Source organism: Occallatibacter sp. (assembly GCF_036502485.1).
Taxonomy (GTDB): domain Bacteria; phylum Acidobacteriota; class Terriglobia; order Terriglobales; family Acidobacteriaceae; genus Telmatobacter.
Genome location: NZ_DASXYM010000169.1, coordinates 1 through 22,774 on the forward strand (window position 1 = coordinate 1; position 22,774 = coordinate 22,774).

Below are 22,774 nucleotides of genomic sequence, written 5' to 3' on the forward strand. Positions count from 1 at the left end.
GAGCCATTTGAAACTTGCAACCGCAACCCTTTTCTGTTCGAGATCCATCCCCCAAACCCTTCGTTGCGCAGCGATCTCTAGACGACCCGAAAGGTGTGAATCATGACAGATCCTTTGAGCCTGTCCAAGGAATTTTCCATCGACGCGGGTATCTTTACCGCCGCTAAGGTGACGGTAGGCAGCTCGGCCGATGCAAACGCCATTCAGGCGGTCCTTTTAAATAGCAGATTCCCCGACGGCGATATCAAGGTCGGTAACTTCTCAGTCAAGGCCAACACGGGTGAGGTCTCGCTGCAGCCATCCGCGCTTCCCGCTGGAACATCTGTGAGTTTTGATTTTTCTGCTTCTGCCCAAAGCGGTATGGGCGTCTACGACAGGTTTGCCGATGCCCTGTCCGCTCTCAATCTGACCAACCAACCGAGCCTCAAAATTGCCGATGTGACCGGCCGACGCTACCTGCTGTTGTCCTGTGGCTATTCCGGATTGTTCTCGGGATCGGCCTCTCATCCAGTCGGAATGCTCGGATCGGTGAGCTTTGGGGTTGATGCAAAGGGCGACTCGACCTATGCCCTATTGCATCGATTTGATGCCGGCCAGGGCGCCTCGGACGTGATCCAGGACTCCAGCACCAGTTGGAGGCTGCCCCGCCATGTTGCCTTTGACGGAACCGATCTCAATATCAAGCCGGAAACCTGGCTCTTGGTGGAAGTCGATGGCTCGCTGGCCCTCAATCTTGCCGCTACGCTTGGTTGGAACATAAATTATGCGCGGGATCTCGAACTGCTAGGTATCACGCACAATCTCAGCGCGAAGATCGAAGCAGGACTCTCGGCGACTTTCGGCTTCGACGTGAGCGGCAAATACATTCTAGTGGTCGGCCGCGAAGGCACCGCCAATTCCGTGCGATTGTGCCTTTCCAGGCAACAAAGCAAGGGCCTGAATTTCGGCTTCAACCTCAACGTGGGTGTGCAGGGGGCCGATCCACAGCTCCCTGCGAACTTCGATGACTTCATAAAATCGACGTTCGGGGTGCACGGCATCCAAGTCCTCACAGATCTGCGCCAGTGGACAGACCCGTCGACCGACCTCGGACAGAAGATTGCGGGTTTGGCCGATCAGACGGCTCTGGATCTTTTGAAGAGCACGACGGGAATCGATCCTGCCGTGGAGTTCGACAAAGCCAAGCAGATCGTCGCCGATGCACTCAACCAGTGGAGCGCGCTGCCCGCCAAACTCTCCTCCATGTTGTGGACATTCCTCGGAAAACAGGCAAGCCCCGGAACGGTCGACGAGTTCAAGTCCGTGCTCGCGGATCTGGCCGATCCAGCGAAAGGCGCGAGCGCGTTTGCTGCGGCATTGCAGAAGGCGACCTTCGGCGATAGTCCGGCAGGCCAGTTCCTAGCATCGATCGCGGATCAGGGCATTCTGGCGCTCGCCAATGACCTCACGCCGGTGACCTTGGCAGCCAATCAGGTGATCAACATCCTTGACGGCGGCGTCATCGCGAAACTTCAATCTTTCATCGGTCAAAAACTGGACCTTGATCAGATCCGCAATGCAGCGAGCGATGCCGACTTCGCCAAAATCGATAAGTGGCTCCAGGATCGCCTTGCCAATTTCCTCGACAAGAAGCTGGGCCTTGACGATTTGAAAGACATCCAGAAGGCCATTCGATCTCTTGACACCAAAGTCGCTGGATACTATAAGACCGCGGTGCAGGCGATGATCAAAAAGTATAACTTTGAATTCGCAGCAACCTATCAGCGCACTGCCACAGACACGGCTTTGATCGATGTGGTCTTCGATTTGTCGGTCAGGGATGCCGCAAGCCTGTTTCAGTCAGCCGTGGCGCAAAGCAATCTTGACTCTCTCCTCAGCAGGGATACCGCCGGAGTTTCGCTGAAGGTTGCCGCGCTCTCACACGACATCGGTCGCAAGAGCACTGTTGACCTTCACATGCCGGTATTTGATTTCACTGGCGAAAGTGTGACGGATGCCATGGTCTCGCTCACTGCGGAAGAGCAGGGCGGCCGCATCCTGCTTTACCAAATTCACGCAAACAACAGCGTCACCGTCAAAAACCGCACTGCCAGCCAACTTGCCATTCTCGCCAATTTGAAGGTCGCTCCCGACCAAGCGCCGCAACTCGAAGCGGACGGGTCGATCTCCTATGAGATGCGGCAGGTCAAGGCCTCTATCAGGCCTATCGATCTCAAGGCCCGCACAGAGACATTTCTCCGTCAATATCTTGCTGGCCAGTTCGGAGTCGGGGACGCATCGCTTCCCACCTTCTATGTTGATCTCAACAATGCGCTCGCAGCGAGTACGCACAACGAAGGCAATATCCTCGGCGACGTGGTGCTTTCCATGCAACTGTCGCTGCAGTCGGCTGTGCTGAGCGGTTGGTTTCGGCCTCGTGACCCGAGCCAGCTCACCGCCGATCAGATGACCCTTTCGCACACATTGCAGGCGGCGTGGAAAAGCACGTTGCCTGCTCTCTACTTCCAGAGTGTGGACCAATACCAAAGCAACGAAGCAATTGCAGCCATGCTCGTTTGGTCGGCCATGCCGGTTTCTACCACGATCGACGCCAGCGGCGAAACCCTCAGATTCAACACCAGCAAAGGCGATGTTTACTGGGATTTCGCCGACATCGATCTGCGCCGCAGAGTTGCGCGGGATTCACATACCGTCGCGGCCCTTGCCCAGCAGTTCGCCAGTATTCACGCTCAACTAATCGAAGCGGGGAGTTCCAATGCCGCCTTCTTCGACCCAAGTGGAGTCGGTAAATTCATTGACCTCGCGCTGAACACCACGGGGGACAACCTGCTTAGAGGCTTGCTCTTTACCGAAGCACAACTGGTCCAAGGTGCGGCGGACGCGTTGAAGCGATTAGCATTGGCGCTCGCTACTATGGCCGCCAGGCCCGCCCAGGCGATGCGTTTGCTCGCCGACTTCGCCGCGCAACTAACGGATACATTCAATGAGAATGTCAGCTCAACCTACACTGGGATATCCGACCGCATTATCGGTCCGATGTTGTTGGTCCAGGCATCGGCTGCGCTTGGATCGGACGGCATACTGCCCTCCGCCATGTTTATCTTGTATGCCCTCAACCCAACCCGCACGTTTGATCTGAGCACTTTTATCACTGGAAGCAACCCTGCAAAGGCGGATGTTGCTTTAATGCAATCGCTGGTCAGCCTCACCTGAAGCGACGATCGAAACATCTGATTGCGTGAGAAAATCGAGGTCAAGCCGAAGGCAGGAATCTTTGCTCCATGGCGCAGAGAGTTGTGTCCGCCTCTTGCGACAGGGCATCCGGACGCGGAAGTCTCACGGACTCATTTAGAGCACATCGGAGGATTTGAACTCCGTCATCGTCGCGAACGCAGGGATAGCTCAAATCGTTCAGCAGATTAGAGGCGATCGAAGGCGACTTTGAAGTTGCTGCACACAATGAGTCTCGCGACGCGATTTCATCACACGAGAGAGCCTCGCTTCACAGACTTTGCGAAACTGGCCAATGCGGCTCTAATCGTGAACGATGCCTCTGGCGATCGCATAGCGGGTAAGTTCGGCGATAGTGCGCAGCCCCAATTCATCCATCAGACTGTTGCGATGGAATTCGACGGTCTTCGGTGAAATATTCAAGGAGGTCGAGATCTCCTTTGTCGACTTGCCCTCGGCTACCAGTTGCAGGACCTCACGTTGACGAGGCGTGAGCCGGGAACCGAACAACTCTGCCGGGTTCTTTCTTCGGTCAAGACTAACTAACTGCGCGGATTCAGTTCCCACAAGGGGCGTTACGTAGTAGCGATTGTCGAGCGCGAGGCGGATGGCTTCCAGCAACTCGGTCGCTGCAGATTGCTTGGAAACATACGCTCTTGCTCCGGCCGTGAAAGCGGCATGGACATAAGCGGAATCAAGCTGCTGGGTAACAAAGACCACTCGTGCCGATGGTACGAGCTTGGACAATCGCCGGGCCGCTTCAATCCCATTCAGTTCAGGCATGCCGATGTCGAGCACAATGACGTCCGGCCTCAGCCTCTCAGCCTCTGCCAAGAGAGCGCGGCCGTCCGCAGCCGTGCCCACGATATCGAACTCGCCCGAAAGCAGACGCCCCAAGCCCTCCAGCATGAGCGCGTGATCGTCCGCGAGTAGAAGGCGCTTACGCATGATCCTCCAGGGGGATCTCTACCGTGATGGTCGTGCCATGGCCAAGTGCGGACTGCACGTCAAGAGTACCGCCTGCGAGTCGTGCGCGTTCTTGCATGGAGATCATTCCCAGTCCCGGGGCTGCAGGTTCAGCTTCCCGATCGAAGCCCAACCCAAAATCCATGATCTTTAACTGAAGCCCATCGTCGGTCCCGCTCAGCATAACCTTCACATGCGTTTTGCCGGCGTGTTTGGCCACATTGCGCAGGGCTTCCTGTGCGATCCGATACATGGCAATGGAAGCCTCGTGCGGCAATGATTCGGGAAGTTCATGGCTGAAATAGGTTGCCGGCATCTCCTCGCGTTGACCAAAATCGGTGACAAGCGCCTTCAGAGCTGCGGGCAATCCGAGATCGTTCAGGATGGCCGGATGCAGGCGGTGCGACAAGGTTCGCACATCGGAGTTGAGTGCGTGAACCTGGTCCCGCAGGTCCTGTAGCCCGCCGGGCATCTGCGGCTTGTTGTCGGTTGCATTAATCTGCTGGAGCGCGATCTCCAGCAAGCTCAGGCGCTGGCTGATGTCATCATGCAGTTCCCGGGCAACTCTTTGCCGCTCCTCTTCCTGCACCATGAACAGGTGCGCCGTCAAGCCGCGCAATTCCTCTTGGGTGCGATTCAATCGTCGCGCGGCAACGGCTATCTCGCTCTCCAAGGCCTCCTTTTCCTTGGCGATGAGCCTCTCCGCTTCTCGCCGGAGCGAGATATCCTCCACCATCAGCAGCAGCACGCGGCTTCCATCGGTTGAAAGCACCTGCGCCTTTATGAGCAGAGTCTTGCGTTGAGTCGTGGTCGACTCATGCTCGAACTCGATCAGCGATCCGGACTGCCCGAGTACCAGGCGGGCGAGCATCTCGCGAATCCCGTTGATCCCCCAAAGCAGACTGGCGAGGTCAGGTAGGGACCGACCCTCGAGGTCCATTCCTGGCATCTGCACGAGTTCGCGAAATGCGGTGTTCTCGGCTCTGATGGTGCAATCATCATTGAGAACAACAATTGGAACTGGAACGCTCTCAACAACCGAGCTTGCGAAATCCCGCGCGTCCACAAGTTGCTGCTGGCTGCGCCGCAACTGATCGATGTCGAGCAGTAGCACGACCAGTCCCTCGATTTTGTTGTCGGACGTGCGATAGGGACGAACGCGCAGTAGATGCCAGCGCCCCTCCTTGTCCTGCACTTCCATCTCTCGCGTTCCGAGCGACTCGAGCACCTCATGCAGAATCGGCTCGATATCTTCAATGCTAAGCTGCAGCCGAATCTCATTGATGGAGCGGCCCACATCCGAGGCCCGCACGCTCAATAATCGCTGCATGGGAGGAGTGAACTGCCGGATCTGCAATTCACTGTTCAGCATGAGCAGCGGAATGTTCACGCTGTTCAACAGGTTTGTGAGGTCATTACCGGTCTGCGTGAGGACGTTGTTACGCTGCTGCAGTTCGTCGTTCACGGTCTGCAGTTCTTCGTTGGCGCTTTGCAACTCCTCTTTGGTCGTCTCAAGCTCTTCGTTGGTGCTCTGCAGTTCCTCGTTGGCGGACTGAATTTCTTCGTTTGCGGAGACAAGTTCCTGGTTGCGGGCATCACGTTCTTCCACCAGAGACTGAAGTTGGAAGCGGGTGGTACTCAGGTCCTGCCGTAGCTTCGCAATCAGCCGATCCTTTTCGTCAGGTGTAAGCTGTGGCTGCGCGGACTGCTCAGGCAGCCTTAGATCGCTTGGCTTCGACAGGGCCTGGAACAGAATGAGGAAGCATCGGGGACGCGCTTCCGCGCTGGTAATCGGCAGAACATCGATATGAACGTTCTGCTCGCCGCGCTGATCATCGAGCAACACCGCTTCGGTGGCCGTAGGTATGTTGTCGCGAATGGCACGCTGCGCCGCAGATCTGACGTCATTCGCCAAGCCGTCTTTAAGCAGGCGAAGCAGGCTCCAACTTACGGCTCCAGGCGTGATGTCGAGGAACTGTGAAGCTTGGCCGCGCGACTGCAGCACATTCATGCGCTCATCGATGATGAGTCCGGGAGGCCCGAATCTTGCCAATACAATGCGATCCGCGGCTCGCTGCAATTCCTGCTCGGGCCACGCGATGCTCTCAATCTCCACAACGGGTGAGCGTACGCCAGCGGAGTTTTGGGTGATGGCATATGCGCGAGGCGGCTCGTAAGGGAATGGCATATGCGCGCCCGTCTTCATGTAGATTTTATGTTTTCGGTCGACGGTGGAGAACACATCGGCGTAGTCGCGCAAATTTTCAGAAAGGCCCAGCAGCATGTATCCGCCGGGGTCGAGCGCATAGTGGAACGTGAGCATCACTTGCCGCTGTAGTACCTGATTGAAGTAGATCATCACATTCCGGCAACTGAGGATGTCGATATGCGAGAACGGGGGGTCGGCGCAAAGGTTCTGCCGCGCGAAGATACAGGTATCGCGAACGCGCTTGGACACTTGGTATCCGCGATCGATTTTCACGAAATAGCGGCGGAGGCGCTCCGGCGACACCTCTCCGGCGATGGTGTCCGGATATAAAGCGATTCGCGCTGTCTCGATAGACTCGTCGCTGGCATCCGTGCCAAAGATCTGCACGGGCGTATCAACACCGTGTTGAGACAGGTACTCCAGTACGGTAATGGCGAGGGAGTAAGCTTCTTCACCAGTCGAGCATCCTGCGCACCACGCGCGTATCGGAGTTTCTGGTGGCCGGTCCCTCAGCAGCGCAGGCAACACGTTTGTCCGCAGCGACTCCCAGAACCCCGGATCACGGAAGAAGTGCGTCACATTGATCAGCACGTCTTCCTGTAACTGCCGGAGCTCGTCAATGCGCATGTGCAGCAGTTTTTGATATTCCGACATTCGCCCCATGCGGAGCAGCAGCATCCGCCGAGCGATACGCCTGCGGATTGTCTCTGGCTTGTAGAGTCGAAGATCGAGCCCCGACAGTCCTCTCAGCAGTTGCAGGATCTTCTGAAATGACTGCTCATCGTCCGGCGCAGCCACGCCTTCCTCGAGCGACCGCACCTCAGGGCGCATGAACTGGTGGCCCAGCCGGCTGAGCTCGACGGCGATTTCGGAAGGGGGCAGAACCATATCCACGTGGTCGGCAGCAATGGAACTGCGTGGCATCCCGGAATAGGATGCCGTTTCCGGACTCTGTACGATGGCAATGCCGCCTTCAGCTTTGATCGCTTTCAGGCCCAGTGCGCCGTCTGCATCCGCTCCAGAGAGAACCACTCCGATTGCGTGATTCTTCTGGTCCGTAGCCAATGAACGGAAGAACTTGTCTATGGTGCGCACAGTCCGATCTTCGGCCGAACCGTCGGTGACTGAAAACAGGCCATCTCTTAACATGAGCCGCTGGTTGGGCTGGAGAACGTAAAGCTGATTTTGCGTGGGCCGCTGTCCATTTTCAATCGGGATGACGGGCATCCGCGTATAACGCTCTAGCACCTCGGACAGAAAGCTGTGCTGGTTGGCCGCGAGGTGCGTGACCAGAACGAAGGACATACCTGTTTGGGGATCGAGATTCTCCAGGATTTCGCGCACCGCCTCTAAACCGCCGGCCGAAGCGCCGAAACCCACAACGGGGTATAGCAGTGACGGCGGCTGCGGCTCCTCAGATCCAGCCTCAACGCTGACGGAGAATTCTGAGCCCACGACCTCCGGGTCGCTTGGGGCGTTGGTATGATCGTCAGACGTTTCAGCCTTTTCTGCGCCGTGCCCGGGCGGCAGCGGGTCGGCCGAGTTTGACCCTGTGGCATCGACGGTTTCTTGCGGCAACTGGTTGTATTTTTCGTGTTTCATCAGGGGCTCACTCGCCAGGCTCACTCCAATATAAGCTTCTTGTGCTCCACAGGCAGATGCCGGGTTGCACCCGGCGCACAACTCACGCCTGCCCCCATCCTAAAACTCTTTTTTCCCTAGAGTGCACGACGGCGAATGGTTCGTGCTCTAGGCTGCAGGTTTGAGTACTGCTCACCTGCTGGAAGGGATAGGTGCTCAGCCGCTGAGGAATGCTCTCCGGCATTATCCCCACAGCCTCTCGCTGGTTTTGGAGGGTGACAGCACCTGTCGCGCAGAATTCTACTTGTCTGCGCGTGTAAACGTAAGCGAGGCAGAATTAATGCAATAGCGTAACCCGGTAGGTCCGGGACCGTCTGGGAACACATGCCCCAGATGGCCCCCGCAGCGCGCGCAGGTTACCTCAATCCTGCGCATGCCGTAGGTCAGGTCCTCGCGCTCCTCTACTGCCTTGGAGTCGGCAGGAATGACGAAGCTGGGCCAGCCGCATCCGGAGTCAAACTTCGCACCGGAATTGAACAGCAGGGTTCCGCAGCCCGCGCAATGGTAGTCTCCGGTTTCGTGGTTGTACTCCAGCGTCCCGGTGAAGGGCCGTTCGGTCCCTTTCTCGCGCAGGACGTGGTACTGCTCCGGCGTGAGTTGCGCACGCCATTCGACTTCAGACTTGACCATCTTTTCCGGTGCTTGTGGGGAAGAGCTGCTCATCGTGACCTCAAATAAATGGTTGCACAACAATTGCTGTCAGGGAGCCAGCCTGCCGTCGAATGTAGAACAGTTGCTTACCTGGCCGGCTTCCAGGCCCTGCCGGAACCAGCGCTCCCGCTGCGCGCTGGATCCATGCGTCCAGCTTTCAGGACTAACGGCTCGTCCGCTCATGCGTTGCAGGTGGTCGTCCCCCACTGCCGCGGCGGCCCGCAGCGCACCGGCAACATCATCCGGGTGAACCATATTGCGCTGTTCCGTGGTGTGACCCCACACGCCGGCAAAGCAGTCGGCCTGCAGTTCCAGATCGACGGAGAGCACATTTTGTTCTTCCGGATTGCCTTCGACTAATTGCCGCTCGCGCCCTTCGATGCCCAGCAGTTTCTGCACATGGTGACCGAGTTCATGGGTGATTACGTAAGCTTGCGCAAAGTCGCCGGTATCTCCACCGAAACGCTTCAACTCATTCCAGAACCTCAGGTCGATGTAGACCTTTTCGTCCTCGGGACAGTAGAACGGCCCCGTGGTCGCTTGCGCTGTGCCACACCCGGAGTACGTAGCTCCGCGAAACAGCACAAGCTTGGCGTGTCGATAGGTGCGGTGATGGGCGGCGAAGATCTGGGTCCAGGTCTTCTGGGCGTCATCCAGCACAAAGCTGATCAATTGCACGTCGCGATTTTCGGCGGGCGATGCGGGAGCAGCGGGCGCCGGAGCATTGGTGGCGTCATTGCCTGTCGCGCCGCCATGCAACATGCTGCCAATGAAGTTGTGTCCGGTGAACAGGCTGATGAGCAGCAGGATGATGAAGCCGATGATCCCGATTCCGCCGCCGCCCATGCCGAAACCGCCGGATTCTCCCCGGCGGTCTTCGACGTCGTTACTCATTCCTCCCGGCGTCCAGTCCATCGGTCAACCTCGGTTTCGATCATCGACGTAGCGCAGCCGTGACGGTGTTTACTCTCTCCAGTTCAGATGCAATGTGGCGCCGCCGGGCGGACCGACCAGCCAATTCAGTTGCCGCCGCAACGCGGAATCGATCAGATTTCCGCGATCACATCGATTTCCACAAGGATGTCGCCGGGGAGCCTTGCCGCTTGCACTGTGGTCCGAGCCGGCGGGGTTACACCTTCCGGGGCCAGATACCTGGCATACACCGCGTTCATGGCCGCAAAGTCGTTCATGTCCTTGAGGAACACTGACGCCTTTACTGCCTTTTCGAGACTCGATCCGCCCGCCTCCAGAATGGCCTTCAGGTTTTCCATCACCCGGGTGGTCTGCTCGGTAATGTCGCCTTCTACAATTTTGGCTGTGGCGGGATCGATGGGCCCCTGGCCTGCGGTGAAAAGAAGATTGCCCACGCGAATGCCCTGCGAGTAAGGACCGATGGCGGCGGGAGCGCTGGAAGTAGAGACGCGTTCTTTGCTCATGGCCTCATTTTATCTGCGCGCATTTGCTGTCATCACCACAAACCCGGCACCGCTTGCTTGAACCACAGGCTCAGCAGCCGGCAATCCTGCTTGCCTTCCGAGAAACGACTACCCACAATTCCGCATCGAAATTGGCAGGGACGGTGTGTCCGTGTCTGTGTCCGCTCATGGGGCAGCTTTCGCATGAACAATCTGGCAGTAAAAAATAACCCCCCGGAAAGGGGGCCCGGTCCGGGTCAGGTGGCGTACTCAGGCGCACCGAGCTCAGGCTATGGCGCCGAATACGCGGAGTGGAAGCATTGGACGGCCGACTCCTTCGGAGCGCTCAGTACGCGCGAAGCGTGTGATTTCAACGCCAATCTCCGCAAGGCGCGAACTGAGCTCCCATCCGGCTCTGTGGCCCTCGATATCGGCTTTGGTAACGGTGCCTTCCTTGAGTACGGCCGTCGCCGCGGTTGGCAGATGCATGGCACAGAGGCCAACCCCGCCCTCGTCGACCATGCCCGGCTGAAGGGCTTCCGGGCGATTCAGGCCGAAGACCTCAATGCCTTCCCCGAGAACACCTTCGACCTGGTCAGCGCTTTTGATGTCCTTGAGCACATCCCACTTGAGTCTCTCCCCGGCTTTCTCCTCGAGGTGCGCCGCGTGCTGAAACCTGGAGGTCTGTTCCTTGCGCGGTTCCCCAATGGCGATTCGCCCATCGGCCGTCATCTTCAAAACGGAGACCCCACGCACAGGACTGCCATTGGTACGCACCGGGCAAAATGGCTGGCCGAGGTTACAAGGTTCCAGGTGGTCTACGTCTGGCATGAAGTGCAGGCCCTATGGGCCGGCCCGACGCATACGCCGCACCGCCTCTTCGCCGTGCCGACGAAGAAGCTGATGAATGCGTTTCTCAATCTGTTGTTCAGCCCGCGCGACCCGCTGCCGTTTTGCTCGCCCAATCTGGTGATGATCCTGCGCAAGCTCGGCGAGCCTGCCGCAGTTTAGCTACTTGCGCTTGAGCGCTTCCAACTCGTCGAGTGTCCGCGGCCAGTCCGACCCGAGCAGCCGCGACAGGCTCCGGTCGGCCAGTACTTTGCCGCCAGTCTGGCACGCCGGACAATAGTTCGTCTCGTTGTCTGCGTAGCGAATCCGCTGTACTGGGCGGGCGCAGCGGGGGCAGGGCTGTCCAAACTTGCCGTGCACGGCAAACTCAGGGCGGAAAGCCGTCACCTTCTGCGGAAACGTCTTCCCCGCCTCGGCCTTCAGCCGCTCCGTCCAGTCCGTCAACACCGCCCGGGTGGAAGCGAACAGGCGGTCCCATTCTTTAATTTTAAGCTTCTGGGTAAGCGTGACAGGTGAGAGCCGCGCCGCATGCAGAATTTCGTCGGAGTATGCATTGCCCACGCCGCTCAAAATCCGCGGATCGGTCAGCGCCCTCTTCAGAGTGCGATTCTCCCGCGTCAGCGCCGATCGGAATCGGTCCAAATCCGCCGCGAAGACTTCGACCCCTCCGGGGTCCATCTCGTGGAGGCCCGGTTCCCCGCGGACCACGTGCAAGGAAGCCCTTCGTTTCGACCCGGCCTCCGTCAGCACCAGCGACCCGTTCGGGAAATCCAGGGCCAGCAGCGCATTGCGGCCTGCAAGCTTCGCTCCTGCTGGCTTCCAGTGCAGCCGCCCGGCAATCATTAGGTGGATGACGAGCCAGATGTCCCCTTCGACTCCAATCGCGATACGTTTCCCGACCCGCCGCAGGCCGGTGACTGCGCGCCCTTCCACCGCGGTCACCGGCGGGTCCACCGTCCGCAGAACAAACACTGAAGTGAGCCGCACGTGGTCCAGCGTCTGGCCCAGTATGCGCGATTCAAGCGCATGAATGTAGGCGGAGATGTCAGGAAGTTCTGGCACGTGAAAACAGAGTGAGCTATGGAAAGGAAACACGCAACCGGAATCGCAAAATCAACTTACGCCAGAATTGTGTTATCGATCAGCCGTGTCTCGCCGACCCATGCCGCCACCGCAAACAGTGTGCCCGGCTGTGCGCGATCCACAGGCTGCAGGGTTGCCCAATCGAGCAGCGCGATGTAGTCCACGCGCACCGCCGGCTGGGTGGCAAAAACAGACCTGGCGGCGGCCAGGAGAGCCTCGGCACCCCGCTCTCCACCAGCCACCAGAGCCTCAACGGTGTGGAGAGATTGGCTCAGCACAAGCGCTTGACTGCGCTGCAACGTGTTCAGATACACGTTCCGCGAACTCAGGGCCAAGCCGTCGGCCTCGCGCACAATCGGGCACACCACGATTTCCGTCCCCAGCCGCAGATCCGCCGTCATGCGCCGCAGGACCGCCACCTGGGCGGCGTCCTTCTGCCCGAAAAACGCCAGATCCGGTTCGGCGGCCACAAACAGCTTGGCCACCACAGTCGCCACGCCGCGAAAATGCCCCGGCCGGGATCTGCCATCGAGGCGATCACTTAAGCCTTCCACTTCGATGAACGTCTCCGCGCCCTCCGGATAGATCTCGTCGACTGCTGGCGCGAACACTACCTGCGCCCCTAGCGACTCAGCCAGCGAACAATCAGCATGGAAGGTCCGCGGATAGCGCGCGAAATCCTCATTAGGTCCAAACTGGGTGGGGTTGACGAAGACGCTCACCGCTGCAACATCGCAGCGCTCGCGTGCCGCCCGGATCAGGGAGCCGTGCCCAGCATGCAAGGCGCCCATGGTGGGCACCAGCCCGATCGTCTTTCCTTGTTTACGGTGAGCGCGCGACCAGGCGCGAAGTTCGTTTACCGTACTGATAATCTGCATCAGGCCCTGCGCAGCTTCCTGTCTTCGAGGGCTTCCCGCGTGGAGGCCGGCAGATGATAGCTCTCCTCATCGGACGGAAACGCCCGGTGCTCCACATCCTCGCGGTAGTGCTCCACGGCCGCACGGATCAGCCCCGCCGCATCCGCATAGCGCCGCACGAACTTGGCCGGCGGAGCAAACGTCAGGTTTACCAGGTCGTGAAACACAAGGATCTGCCCATCGCATTGCGGTCCTGCGCCAATCCCGATCGTCGGAATGACAAGCTCCGCGGTGATCTGCGTGGCTACCTCGCGTGGCACGCCTTCCAAGACCAGCAGAGCCGCACCGGCCTCAGCCAGGGCATGCGCGTCGGCGCGCAGCCTTTCGGCCGCTTCCGTAGTCTTGCCCTGTACGCGATATCCGCCCATGCGATGCACGCTCTGCGGCGTCAGCCCCAGATGGCCCACCGCGGGGATCTCCGCGTCGGTGAGAGCCCGCACCAAGTCAATGCGCGGCCCTTCAATCTTCACGGCCTCGGCTCCGGCTTCTTTGATGAAGCGCACTGCATTGGCCACTCCCTCGGCCACCGTTCCGTGATAGCTGCCGAACGGCATATCGGCCACCACCAGCGCGCGGCGCACGGCGCGCCGCACGGCCCGGGTGTGGTGCAGCATTTCGTCCACGGTGACGGCCAGCGTGTTGTCGTGTCCAAGCACCACCTGCGCCAGTGAGTCGCCTACCAGGATCAGATCAATGCCGCATTCATCCACCAGGCGCGAGGTCGCATAGTCGTACGCCGTCAGAGCCGAAATGGGCTTGCCCTGGCGCTTCATCTCGCTGAGCGCCGGAATGGTTACTTTGACAATGGGAGCACCGGGAGAGTCCCCGGCGGGGAAGTTCGTGAGGCTCATATGCTCTCCAGTGCCGCTCCGACCGGGGCCCTGGCGAAGGTCTTGTCGCGGGGGCTGGTATACACAGGATGCGGCCCGTACTACGGCGAGTTTACACCCGCTTTTTGAGGTAGATGCCGCATAGCGGCGGGCGGACTGGGAATTTTCACCGGCCCGCGTCCAGATCGCGTCTTTCCTTGCAGTCTCACCTGAATCGCCGCAAACTGATAGCAATGCTTTCAGATACGGCAAGACTGGTCGCCGAAGGACTCGGCGCCGCTGGAGCCCTTGGCCTGGCCGCCGGGGGATGGGCGTACGCTGCCCTTTATCCCACGTCCCAACTCTTCGGCCCGACTCTCGTGCTTCCGGAACGCCTCGGTGAGATTGCTCTGACGTTCGACGACGGGCCCAATCCGGCCTGTACGCCGCGATTACTCGATATGCTGGCGGCGCATGCCGTGACGGCCACATTCTTCCTGGTGGGTCAGTACGCGGAGGCGGAGCCTTGCCTGACTCGCCACATTGCCGATTCCGGCCACATCATTGGCAATCATTCCTGGTCCCATCCCAACATGGCGCTTTCCAGCCGCAAGAAGATCAGGGACGAACTCTACCGGACCAAGCACGCCCTTGAGCAGATCACCGGTACCAGCGTCCGCTACTTCCGTCCTCCTTTTGGTGCGCGACGCCCGGCGGTCCTCGATGAGGCTCGCCAACTCGGCATGTCGCCTGTGCTCTGGAATGCAATGACCGAGGATTGGGAGGAGCCCTCTGCGGATCAGATTGCCGAGCGACTGGCCCGCAAGGTGGATGCTCTGGGGCGAGGCGGCCGGTCTGCCACTGTCGTATTGCACGATGGGGGCCATCTGGATCCCTCCGCCGCTCGCGGCCCGTCAGTGGCAGCCGCCGAGAAACTCATGGGCCGCTACAGCGGCGTGCGCCGGTTCGTCACGGCCGAGTACTTGCAGTGGGGCCCGACGCCTATCGCCGCTCGCGCCCGCTAACCCTCGAGCGCAAACCGGAACGCTTCTCCGGCTGCCTCGACGGTGGCCTTTATCTCGGTTTCCCCGTGCGCCGTCCCCAGGAAAGCCGCCTCAAACTGGCTCGGCGGCAGCCACACGCCGGCATCCAGCATGGCGCGGTGAAATCGCCCGAACATCGCAGTATCCGATTTGACCGCCGATTCGTAATCGGTAACCGGCCCGGGCGCGAAGAACCACGTTCCCATCGCACCCACGCGATTGGTTGTCAGCGGCACGCCGGCTTTCTTAGCCTCGACCGCTACGCCTTCAAATACCGCAGCCGCCATTGCCTCAAGCCGCGGATACACCTGACCGGCATTCTCCTGCAGATAGCCCACGGTTGCCAGCCCTGCGGCCATCGCCAGCGGGTTTCCGCTGAGAGTGCCGGCCTGGTACACCGGCCCGAGCGGGGCCAGGAGATCCATGTACTCGCGTTTGCCGCCGAACACGCCTACGGGCAACCCACCGCCCACGATCTTGCCCAACGTGATCAGGTCGGGGTCCATGGCGTAGCGCTCCACCGCTCCGCCCAGAGCGATGCGGAACCCCGTCATCACCTCATCCGCAATCAGCAGCGCACCTTCGCGCCGGGTGATCTGCCTCAGCCTCTCAAGATAGCCCTCCGCAGGTGGAATGCACCCGGCGTTCCCAACCACAGGCTCCAGTATGACTGCGGCGATCTCACCGCGGTGCGCCGCAAACGCGGTCTCTACTGCAACCAGGTCGTTGTAGGGCAAGGCCAGCGTTAAATGCGCAATCTGATCGGGCACGCCCGCGGAGCCCGGAATTCCGAACGTGGCCACGCCGGAGCCGGCTTTCACCAGCAGGCCGTCTGCATGCCCGTGGTAGCATCCCTCAAACTTGACGATCAGGTTGCGACTGGTTGCCGCTCTCGCCAGGCGGACGGCAGACATCGTTGCTTCAGTGCCCGAAGAGACGAACCGCAGTTTTTCCAACTTGGGATAACACGCCACCACTCGTTCCGCCAGTTCCGCCTCGGCCGCAGTCGACGCCCCAAAGCTCGCCGACTTTCGCGCCGCGTGTTCGATGGCCTCCACTACGGGCGGGAACGCATGACCCAGAATCATCGGGCCCCACGACCCGAAGTAGTCGATATAGAGATTTCCGTCTGCATCGGTCAGGTACGCGCCTTCTGCGCTTTCAATAAATGGGGGATGGCCGCCCACCGCACGAAAGGCCCGCACCGGCGAGTTCACCCCGCCGGGAAAATAGTGTTCGGCGCGCTGCTGAAGTTCCTGCGATCGGCTGCGGACGGGGGCTGTCTTTGGGCTGGACATGGTTTCCCCAGTATAGAAGTGCGTCAGTGGCGTCTTGAATGTCGCGCATCACACCACTCGCGCGGCTCCGAGGTGGTGTTAACGAATCGGCAACTCGCAATTATTCATTTCTGAACATCAAAGCAGCACGCGCAACCTTTTCTGCGTCGTATCAAGTGTGTGAAGCCGCCCTGCCCGGGTCTTCCAGCCTGGACCATCCGCGCGACCGGTTCCTCCGACCCTAAATTCTTATGCCTAAAAGCACTCGGAATGTTGTCGACATCGCCACGGCCGCCAAACGTCTCCTCGGATTCAAGTCGCTCAGACCCGGCCAGAATGACGCCATCCAATCGCTGGTTGAGGGCCGTGATACCGTCCTTGTTCAGCCCACCGGCTCAGGCAAATCCGCTGTCTATCAGATCGCCGGAGCCCTCATTGAAGGCTCAACGGTCATTGTGTCGCCGCTCATAGCGCTGCAGAAGGATCAGGCTGACTCTATCGAGGCCAGCAAACTGGAGGCGACTGCGGTGGTCAACTCCACCTTGTCGGCCAGTGAGCAGCGTGAAGTCCTGGATCGAATCGAACAGGGCAAGGTGGAGTACATCTTTCTCGCCCCGGAACAACTGCGCAAGCCCGAGACGCTGGACCGCCTTCGCGCCGCCAACGTGTCGCTCATCGCCATCGATGAAGCGCACTGCATCAGCCATTGGGGCCACGACTTCCGGCCCGACTACCTGGGCCTCGCGCAGGTGATTGAAGCCCTCGATCACCCGCCCGTGCTGGCCATGACGGCGACCGCCTCGCGCGAGGTGCGCGCTGAAATCATCGACCGTCTCGGACTCGAAAACCCGCGTATCCTGCTGCATGGATTCGATCGGCCCAACATCTCGCTGCGCGTCGACCAGTTCTCCAGCAAAGACGAGAAGTGCGAGTCGCTCCTGCGCCGCGTCGAATTTGCCGAGAAGCCGGGCATTGTCTATGTCTCAACGCACAAGAACGCGGAGACTATCGCCGCCGACCTGCAGCAGATGGGGGTCGACGCGCTCTGCTATCACGGCGGGCTCAAGGCCAAACAACGTGAGGAGATACAGAACAAATTCATGAGCGGCGAGGTGCCGGTGATCGTCGCCACCAATGCGTTTGGCATGGGAGTCGACAAACCCGACATCCGCTTTGTGTATCACGCCGATGTGAGCGACTCGCTTGACGCGTATTACCAGGAGGTAGGGCGCGCCGGCCGTGACGGCGAGCCAGCTGAGGCTGTGCTTTTCTATCGCCCCCAGGATATCTCTGCGCAGCAGTTCAAGACTGGCCCCACCCACGTCGACTCTGAAGGTCTCGAAGCCGTTTACAACACTCTGGTCGCCATGAAGGGGCCGATGACCCGCGACGAGATCGTGCTGGAGACCGGCATCAATGCCCGTAAACTCGTCGGCTTACTCCACAAGCTTGAGGAGACGGAAGCGATCCGTCACCTTGAATCCTGTGACTTCGAGGCTACCAGCGCACATCCTCTGTCAGAGATCATTGAAGCCGCTGCCGAAAACCAGAGGCTCCAGAAACAATTTCGCAAGCAGCGCCTGCAGAAGATGCAAAGCTACGCGGAGTGGCGCTCCTGCCGCCGCGAGTTTCTCCTGCGCTACTTCGGGGACGACTATGCCGGTCCTTGCGGTAACTGCGACCGCTGCGAGCAGCTGCGGATCATGCCCAAAGCTGCCTGATGGCTTGGCGTTAAAAAAAAGAGAACGGCCGCGTGCGATGCGCGGCCATTCTCTTTTTGACTTGCACTTACGCCAGTTTCAGCTGTTCAGCAGTTCCTGCAGCTTGTTCAGCATCCGATGGAGATCCTTGTCGGTGCGCCGCTGCTCCTCGATCTTCGCAATCGAGTGCATGACCGTGGTGTGATGCTTGTTGCCGAACTGTCTCCCGATCTCCGGCAGGCTGGCCTCGGTCATCTGCTTGGCCAGGTACATCGCAATCTGCCGTGGCACAACCACCTGGCGCGAATTGTTCTTCTGCTTCAAATCGGCCACCCGCGAGCCGAACTGCTCGGCCACGGCGCGTTGAATGGCTTCAATCGTAACTTTACGAACCTGCATATCGATGAACTGCTTCAGGCACTGCTGCGTCGCTGAAAGCGTAATCTCCATGTGGTTCAGCTGGCACCAGGCGATCAGGCGCACCAGGGCGCCTTCGAGCTCGCGCACGTTGGTGCGGACGTTCGACGCAATAAAGAGTGCCACGTCGGTGGGCAGCGTGACCTGCTCTGATTCCGCCTTCTTCTGCAGGATGGCGACCTTGGTCTCCAGATCGGGCGGCTGAATGTCGGCAATCAACCCCCATTCGAAGCGGGAACGCAGCCGGTCTTCGATCTCGGCGAGTTCCTTGGGGGGCCGATCCGATGCAATCACGATCTGCCGCATGCTCTCGTGCAGCGCATTGAACGTGTGGAAGAACTCTTCCTGCGTACGTTCTTTCTGCGCAATGAATTGGATATCGTCGATCAGCAGCACGTCGACGGAGCGGAAGCGGTCGCGGAAGCTAGTCATGCGATCGTTGCGCAGCGACGTGATCATCTCATTGGTGAACTTCTCCGCTGAGACATAGGAGATCACCGAAGCCGGATTGCGCCGCTTCACCTCGTGCCCGATGGCGTGCATCAGGTGGGTCTTGCCCATACCCACGCCGCCATACAGGAACAGCGGATTGTAGGCTCGGGAAGGACGCTCCGCCACTGCCAGGGCGGCTGCGCGCGCGAACTGGTTGCCGTTGCCGATAACGAAGTTGTCGAACGTGTACCGGGAGTTCAACTGCGCGGCGGTGGACCAGTCAAATCGCGATTGCTCGGGAGTGCGCTGCGCCCCAGCCTGAGGAGCGGTCGGCGCATGAGAGGGCACCGGTCCGAAGCCTCCATCCTTGCGCTGCGGAGGAATGGACGGGTCTTCTTCCATGGTTACAAAACAGACATCATCCAGGTCGAGAGCTTGGATATCGATGGCTTCCTGGATGAGGTCCCCGTATTTATCGCCGATGTGCCGAAACTCGGGGGTAGGCACCCGGACATAGAGTGTTCGTCCCGCGGTGTGGCTGTAGCGCGTTGGCTTAAGCCATGTTTCGAACGACTGACGAATCACCTTTTTCTCGAGAGCGGCGAGAATCTGATGCCAGGGATTGAGTGCCGTTGTCGCCGGCGTCATTGCAAATGCCATCGAGCCATTCCTTGCCTGGTCCCTTGGGAACGCATCATCCAGAACGTCATCTTCAGGCAACACCAAAGCGCAGGCGGGAGAGATAGCTTCCCGTCGTTATCTGCTGCTTTTAAGTGATTCTGCCGTTGATCTGCCCCTTGCGCTTTCGGCCCCGGGGCGGTGGACAAATTTCGTTTCGTGGGACGCTAGAAACTTTTGTTGAACGGTCCCGATGGTAGCACATTTGGACCGCCTTGCAACGCCTCATTCACACTTCTTCGGCATGGCAAAAGGTCATTGCACCATAGCTGGTGAAACACGACTTCGCAAGTTACCATGATGACGATTTTGCTGCGATTCCCGGTTATTCGTGCCCATTTCTCTGCTCCGTTTCCCGCTTGGACACGCTCAGTATGAGGCGGGTTGCCGCGTCGTTTCGTTCCGCTCCTGCGAGTCCTCGTGCTGGAATCAAAACCTCATATGCGATATACTTAAATCTTGCCGTCAAGGCTCAGAAATCAGTCAGCATAGAGGAGCGCATTTCCATGCCTAAGCGCACATTTCAGCCCAACCGCCACCGCCGCGTGAAGACGCACGGCTTTCGTGCCCGCATGAAGACCAAGAGCGGCGCCGCCGTGCTCAGCCGCCGCCGTGCAGCGGGCCGCAAGCGCGTGAGCGTGAGCGCAGGTTACCGCGACTAATCCCGCCTAAAAAGGGGGGCCGAACCCCGCATGTTTCCGTGGTTTCGGCCAGCCCCTCCCGGCTTCACCATGATCACCCCTGCCAATCCTGCTGAGCGTAAGCAATCGCTGGCGGGGCTGCGTTTGCGGAAGCATGCGGATTATCAGCGCGCGTATACCGCCGCAGGCCGCAAGCGCCAATCCGCTTCCATGAGCTGGTTCATGACGCCTCCGTCGGAGTCCGAATCTCCTTGTCGACCCGCACGTGTAGGTCTCACCGCTGGCAGGATACTCGGCAAAGCCCACGAGCGAAACCGCATCAAGCGGCGGATGCGGGATGTCCTGCGCCGCCATGTGGACCTGCTCCATCCGGGCGTGGATCTTATCTTTCATCCCCGTCGCACCGTCCTTGCCCTCGAATTCGGGAAACTGGAAGGCGAGGTTGTACGTATCCTTACGCAGGCAAGGGCAGAGGCCCAGCGTGCCGCCCGTTCAGCGAGCCCGCGCGACCAGGGCCGATCCACGAGGCTGTCCGAGCCGACCGAATGACCCGCATCCTGCTCGCCCTACTTGCGCTGTATCGCCGCTGGCTGTCGCCCGCCGTCCACACCCTTGGCGTGGGCGGATGCAAATTCCAGCCCACCTGTTCGGAATACGCGGTGCGCGCCATCGCTATGCACGGAGCTCTGCGCGGCAGCGGGCTGGCTACTTGGCGCCTGCTTCGTTGCAATCCATTCAGCCGCGGTGGACTCGATCAGGTGCCGGTTCCCAAATCGCACCGGGCCGTTCCCCACAAACCTTTACCATAGAAGCAGCGGCAGGCTATAGCTGGCCGCGTGTTTGAAAGACAGGACGATTCCTTTGCCCGAATTCCAAAATCCCAATCTTCAATCACAGGGGAGCCCAGGTGCCGGTGGCGGCGGTGGCGGCGGCATGCAGTCCATGCTCGTCATGATGTTCGTCCTGGTCGCCGTGTTTCTCGGATTCCAGTACTTCCAGAAGCCCAAGCCCGCGTCCCCGGCCCCGGAGCAGCAGACACAGCAGCAGCAGAACGCCGCCCCGCAGAACTCCGCGCCCGCGGCGGCTCCATTACGTGCGCAGCCCGCAGCCGGCTCTCCTGCCTCCGCGACGCCCGCGATCGCCGCCGCGTCTGAGGTCGAAACTACTGTTGAAAACGCCGACTTCCGTATCGTGTTCTCCAATCGCGGTGCCGTAGTCAAGCACTGGATCCTTAAAAATTCTCACTACAAGGATTCCACCCAGACCCATCAACTCGATATGGTGCAGCAGCAGGCTGCACAAAGCTTCGGGTTCCCGCTTTCGCTCTTCACTTACGATCCTGCGCTCAATACGCAACTGAACCAGGCGCTCTATCAGTCTTCCGCCAGCGGCGTGCTGCAAGCTCCCAACTCGCTCACGTTCAGGTACGCGCAGAACGGGCTGGAGGTGGTGAAGACCTTCCGCTTCGACCAGAGTTACGTTATCAGCGCGGAGGTCAAGGTTCTCCGCAACGGCCAGCCGGTGCGCGCATTGATCGCGTGGCCGGCGGGCCTGGGCGACATGGAAGAATTCCAGGGCCGCAGCAGCATCCCCGGCCTCTCCCGGACGCCCTCCATGTTTGCGTGGTCACTGGCCGGCAAGCAGGATACTCTCGATGCCCGCAAGGTGAGCAACAACGCTACCCTCGATGGCGAATACCAATACGCCGCCGCAGCCGACCTTTACTTTGCCGCCGCCTTCTTGCCGGATGTTCCCGAGCACGCCACTGTGGTCACGTTCCACAACACCGTTGATCTGCCGACCGACCCCGCCGACCCCAAGAGCGAAAAGAAACCAGCCGATGTGATCGGTCTTGCGGTTGGCAACACCAGCGGCGACACGAGCCTTCGCATTTACGCCGGCCCCAAGCAGATGGATATAGTCTCGAGCATCCACTCCGTGGGCGCCGACGGCAAGCCGACCGGCCCCACGCTCGAGTCGCTGATTCAGTTTGGCTCCTGGCTGGGCATTATTGCCAAGCCGCTCTTCCTGGCGCTGCGTTTTCTTTACGAGCACGGCGTTCCCAACTGGGGATGGGCCATCATCATTATCACTGCGCTGTTCAACATGATCCTGTTGCCCACGCGCCTCATGATGATGAGGTCCTCGCTCAAGATGATGCGCATCCAGCCCAAAGTCGAGGCCATCAAGCGCAAGTACGCGAATCTCAAGGCCACCGATCCCAAGCGCGCCGAGATGAACGCGGAGATGATGGCGCTCTACAAGACCGAGGGCGTGAACATGTATGGCGGCTGTCTGCCTCTGCTGATCCAGATGCCGCTGTTCTTTGCTTATTTCCGCGTGCTGCAGAACACGGTGGAACTCCGCCAGGCCAATTGGGGCTGGCTGCACGATCTGGCCGCGCCCGACCCGTGGCACGTTCTCCCGGCGCTCATCATCATCACCATGTTCCTCACGCAGTTCATCACGCCTTCGCCGGGCATGGACCCCAATCAGCGCCGCATGATGGCCATTATGATGCCCATTATCTTCGGCTTCACACTGTGGCACTATGCCTCAGGCCTGGCTCTCTACTGGTGTACCGGCAACCTCATTAACCTTGCCATCCAGCTCTCCATCAACCAGTCGCACATTGGCAAGGAGATGCACGCCATCGCCGCCAAGCGCGCGGCTAAGAAATTGGGCAAAGCCCCGTCCACGATTCAGGGCCGCCGCTAGGGCCAAATCAACGTCAAAAGGGCTTCCTCCGGGAAGCCCTTTTGACGTTTGGCGCGGTGTCTGTCAATCCCGGCAAAAATGCGCTGAAGGCAAGCCA

General features: G+C 59.7%; 18 protein-coding genes. 8 read left to right on the top strand and 10 right to left on the bottom strand.

The genetic code is table 11. The features are described from left to right. Nucleotides 1-102 precede the first annotated feature (102 nt). Complete coding sequence (locus VGL22_RS20665; protein ID WP_465268859.1) at nucleotides 103-3,213, top strand: hypothetical protein; 3,111 nt, start codon at nucleotides 103-105, stop codon at nucleotides 3,211-3,213. Nucleotides 3,214-3,534: 321 nt separating this feature from the next. Here VGL22_RS20665 and VGL22_RS20670 read toward each other — a convergent pair whose 3' ends face one another. The 5 genes from VGL22_RS20670 to VGL22_RS20690 all read right to left on the bottom strand — a co-directional run bounded on the left by VGL22_RS20670 (nucleotide 3,535) and on the right by VGL22_RS20690 (nucleotide 10,134). Then, a complete protein-coding gene (locus tag VGL22_RS20670) occupies nucleotides 3,535-4,179 on the bottom strand; it encodes a response regulator (RefSeq protein ID WP_465268860.1) in 645 nt (214 codons plus the stop codon). Further along, nucleotides 4,172-8,008, bottom strand: a complete 3,837-nt coding sequence (locus VGL22_RS20675) for a CheR family methyltransferase (RefSeq protein ID WP_465268861.1) — start codon at nucleotides 8,006-8,008, stop codon at nucleotides 4,172-4,174. Before VGL22_RS20675 ends, VGL22_RS20670 begins: the two co-directional genes overlap by 8 nt. Before the next feature lie 279 nt (nucleotides 8,009-8,287). Beyond that, nucleotides 8,288-8,710: a peptide-methionine (R)-S-oxide reductase MsrB gene (msrB, locus tag VGL22_RS20680; RefSeq protein ID WP_465268862.1), complete on the bottom strand. Its 423-nt coding sequence runs from the start codon at nucleotides 8,708-8,710 to the stop codon at nucleotides 8,288-8,290. 36 nt (nucleotides 8,711-8,746) lie between these two features. Then, complete coding sequence (gene ypfJ, locus VGL22_RS20685) at nucleotides 8,747-9,613, bottom strand: KPN_02809 family neutral zinc metallopeptidase (RefSeq protein ID WP_465268863.1); 867 nt, start codon at nucleotides 9,611-9,613, stop codon at nucleotides 8,747-8,749. 131 nt (nucleotides 9,614-9,744) lie between these two features. Next, entirely contained in the window at nucleotides 9,745-10,134 is a 390-nt protein-coding gene (locus tag VGL22_RS20690; RefSeq protein WP_465268864.1) for a RidA family protein, read from the bottom strand. A gap of 183 nt (nucleotides 10,135-10,317) precedes the next feature. On the opposite strand from VGL22_RS20690, the gene VGL22_RS20695 reads away from it, so the two are divergent. Next, nucleotides 10,318-11,124: a class I SAM-dependent methyltransferase gene (locus VGL22_RS20695; protein ID WP_465268865.1), complete on the top strand. Its 807-nt coding sequence runs from the start codon at nucleotides 10,318-10,320 to the stop codon at nucleotides 11,122-11,124. Here the strand turns inward: VGL22_RS20695 and VGL22_RS20700 are convergent, their stop codons facing one another. Genes VGL22_RS20700 through panB form a run of 3 tightly spaced genes read right to left on the bottom strand, consistent with a single transcriptional unit; the run spans nucleotide 11,125 to nucleotide 13,813 of the window. Continuing rightward, nucleotides 11,125-12,024 (bottom strand): Fpg/Nei family DNA glycosylase, encoded by a 900-nt coding sequence (locus VGL22_RS20700; RefSeq protein WP_465268866.1) that lies wholly within the window; start codon nucleotides 12,022-12,024, stop codon nucleotides 11,125-11,127. It abuts the gene before it with no gap. 56 nt (nucleotides 12,025-12,080) lie between these two features. Beyond that, nucleotides 12,081-12,923, bottom strand: a complete 843-nt coding sequence (panC, locus tag VGL22_RS20705; protein ID WP_465268867.1) for a pantoate--beta-alanine ligase — start codon at nucleotides 12,921-12,923, stop codon at nucleotides 12,081-12,083. Further along, a complete protein-coding gene (gene panB, locus VGL22_RS20710) occupies nucleotides 12,923-13,813 on the bottom strand; it encodes a 3-methyl-2-oxobutanoate hydroxymethyltransferase (protein WP_465268868.1) in 891 nt (296 codons plus the stop codon). The genes panC and panB overlap by 1 nt, the downstream gene beginning before the upstream one ends. Before the next feature lie 212 nt (nucleotides 13,814-14,025). Between panB and VGL22_RS20715 the strand changes: the two genes are divergently transcribed. Beyond that, nucleotides 14,026-14,796 (top strand): polysaccharide deacetylase family protein, encoded by a 771-nt coding sequence (locus VGL22_RS20715; RefSeq protein ID WP_465268869.1) that lies wholly within the window; start codon nucleotides 14,026-14,028, stop codon nucleotides 14,794-14,796. Here the strand turns inward: VGL22_RS20715 and hemL are convergent. Next, nucleotides 14,793-16,112, bottom strand: coding sequence for a glutamate-1-semialdehyde 2,1-aminomutase (hemL, locus tag VGL22_RS20720; RefSeq protein ID WP_465268870.1), 1,320 nt, complete (start codon nucleotides 16,110-16,112; stop codon nucleotides 14,793-14,795). The two genes, VGL22_RS20715 and hemL, sit on opposite strands and share 4 nt — an antisense overlap. 230 nt (nucleotides 16,113-16,342) lie before the next feature. Here hemL and VGL22_RS20725 point away from each other — a divergent pair, with 230 nt between their 5' ends. Next, nucleotides 16,343-17,812, top strand: a complete 1,470-nt coding sequence (locus VGL22_RS20725; RefSeq protein ID WP_465268871.1) for a RecQ family ATP-dependent DNA helicase — start codon at nucleotides 16,343-16,345, stop codon at nucleotides 17,810-17,812. A gap of 78 nt (nucleotides 17,813-17,890) precedes the next feature. On the opposite strand, the gene dnaA is transcribed toward VGL22_RS20725, so the two are convergent. Further along, nucleotides 17,891-19,300, bottom strand: a complete 1,410-nt coding sequence (gene dnaA / locus VGL22_RS20730; RefSeq protein WP_465268872.1) for a chromosomal replication initiator protein DnaA — start codon at nucleotides 19,298-19,300, stop codon at nucleotides 17,891-17,893. Between the two features lie 524 nt (nucleotides 19,301-19,824). Here dnaA and rpmH point away from each other — a divergent pair. From rpmH to yidC, 4 genes are read left to right on the top strand one after another with little or no spacing between them, the layout of a single operon-like run. After that, nucleotides 19,825-19,980 carry a 50S ribosomal protein L34 gene (rpmH, locus tag VGL22_RS20735; RefSeq protein ID WP_026445858.1) on the top strand — a complete coding sequence of 52 codons (156 nt, stop codon included), beginning with the start codon at nucleotides 19,825-19,827 and terminating at the stop codon, nucleotides 19,978-19,980. Nucleotides 19,981-20,010: 30 nt separating this feature from the next. After that, complete coding sequence (rnpA, locus tag VGL22_RS20740; protein ID WP_465268873.1) at nucleotides 20,011-20,508, top strand: ribonuclease P protein component; 498 nt, start codon at nucleotides 20,011-20,013, stop codon at nucleotides 20,506-20,508. Beyond that, nucleotides 20,505-20,768 carry a membrane protein insertion efficiency factor YidD gene (gene yidD / locus VGL22_RS20745; protein WP_465268874.1) on the top strand — a complete coding sequence of 88 codons (264 nt, stop codon included), beginning with the start codon at nucleotides 20,505-20,507 and terminating at the stop codon, nucleotides 20,766-20,768. Before rnpA ends, yidD begins: the two co-directional genes overlap by 4 nt. A 52-nt stretch (nucleotides 20,769-20,820) precedes the next feature. After that, entirely contained in the window at nucleotides 20,821-22,677 is a 1,857-nt protein-coding gene (gene yidC / locus VGL22_RS20750; RefSeq protein ID WP_465268875.1) for a membrane protein insertase YidC, read from the top strand. Nucleotides 22,678-22,774: the final 97 nt, after the last annotated feature.

Excerpts from the sequence above, each read along its gene's own strand:
- ypfJ (WP_465268863.1), bottom strand. The coding sequence starts at position 9,613 with ATGGACTGGACGCCGGGAGGAATGAGTAACGACGTCGAAGACCGCCGG.
- VGL22_RS20715 (WP_465268869.1), top strand. The coding sequence starts at position 14,026 with ATGCTTTCAGATACGGCAAGACTGGTCGCCGAAGGACTCGGCGCCGCT.
- hemL (WP_465268870.1), bottom strand. The coding sequence starts at position 16,112 with ATGTCCAGCCCAAAGACAGCCCCCGTCCGCAGCCGATCGCAGGAACTT.
- VGL22_RS20665 (WP_465268859.1), top strand. The coding sequence starts at position 103 with ATGACAGATCCTTTGAGCCTGTCCAAGGAATTTTCCATCGACGCGGGT.
- rnpA (WP_465268873.1), top strand. The coding sequence starts at position 20,011 with ATGTTTCCGTGGTTTCGGCCAGCCCCTCCCGGCTTCACCATGATCACC.
- rpmH (WP_026445858.1), top strand. The coding sequence starts at position 19,825 with ATGCCTAAGCGCACATTTCAGCCCAACCGCCACCGCCGCGTGAAGACG.
- panB (WP_465268868.1), bottom strand. The coding sequence starts at position 13,813 with ATGAGCCTCACGAACTTCCCCGCCGGGGACTCTCCCGGTGCTCCCATT.
- dnaA (WP_465268872.1), bottom strand. The coding sequence starts at position 19,300 with ATGGCATTTGCAATGACGCCGGCGACAACGGCACTCAATCCCTGGCAT.
- msrB (WP_465268862.1), bottom strand. The coding sequence starts at position 8,710 with ATGAGCAGCTCTTCCCCACAAGCACCGGAAAAGATGGTCAAGTCTGAA.
- VGL22_RS20690 (WP_465268864.1), bottom strand. The coding sequence starts at position 10,134 with ATGAGCAAAGAACGCGTCTCTACTTCCAGCGCTCCCGCCGCCATCGGT.
- panC (WP_465268867.1), bottom strand. The coding sequence starts at position 12,923 with ATGCAGATTATCAGTACGGTAAACGAACTTCGCGCCTGGTCGCGCGCT.
- VGL22_RS20670 (WP_465268860.1), bottom strand. The coding sequence starts at position 4,179 with ATGCGTAAGCGCCTTCTACTCGCGGACGATCACGCGCTCATGCTGGAG.
- VGL22_RS20695 (WP_465268865.1), top strand. The coding sequence starts at position 10,318 with ATGAACAATCTGGCAGTAAAAAATAACCCCCCGGAAAGGGGGCCCGGT.
- yidD (WP_465268874.1), top strand. The coding sequence starts at position 20,505 with ATGACCCGCATCCTGCTCGCCCTACTTGCGCTGTATCGCCGCTGGCTG.
- VGL22_RS20675 (WP_465268861.1), bottom strand. The coding sequence starts at position 8,008 with ATGAAACACGAAAAATACAACCAGTTGCCGCAAGAAACCGTCGATGCC.
- VGL22_RS20725 (WP_465268871.1), top strand. The coding sequence starts at position 16,343 with ATGCCTAAAAGCACTCGGAATGTTGTCGACATCGCCACGGCCGCCAAA.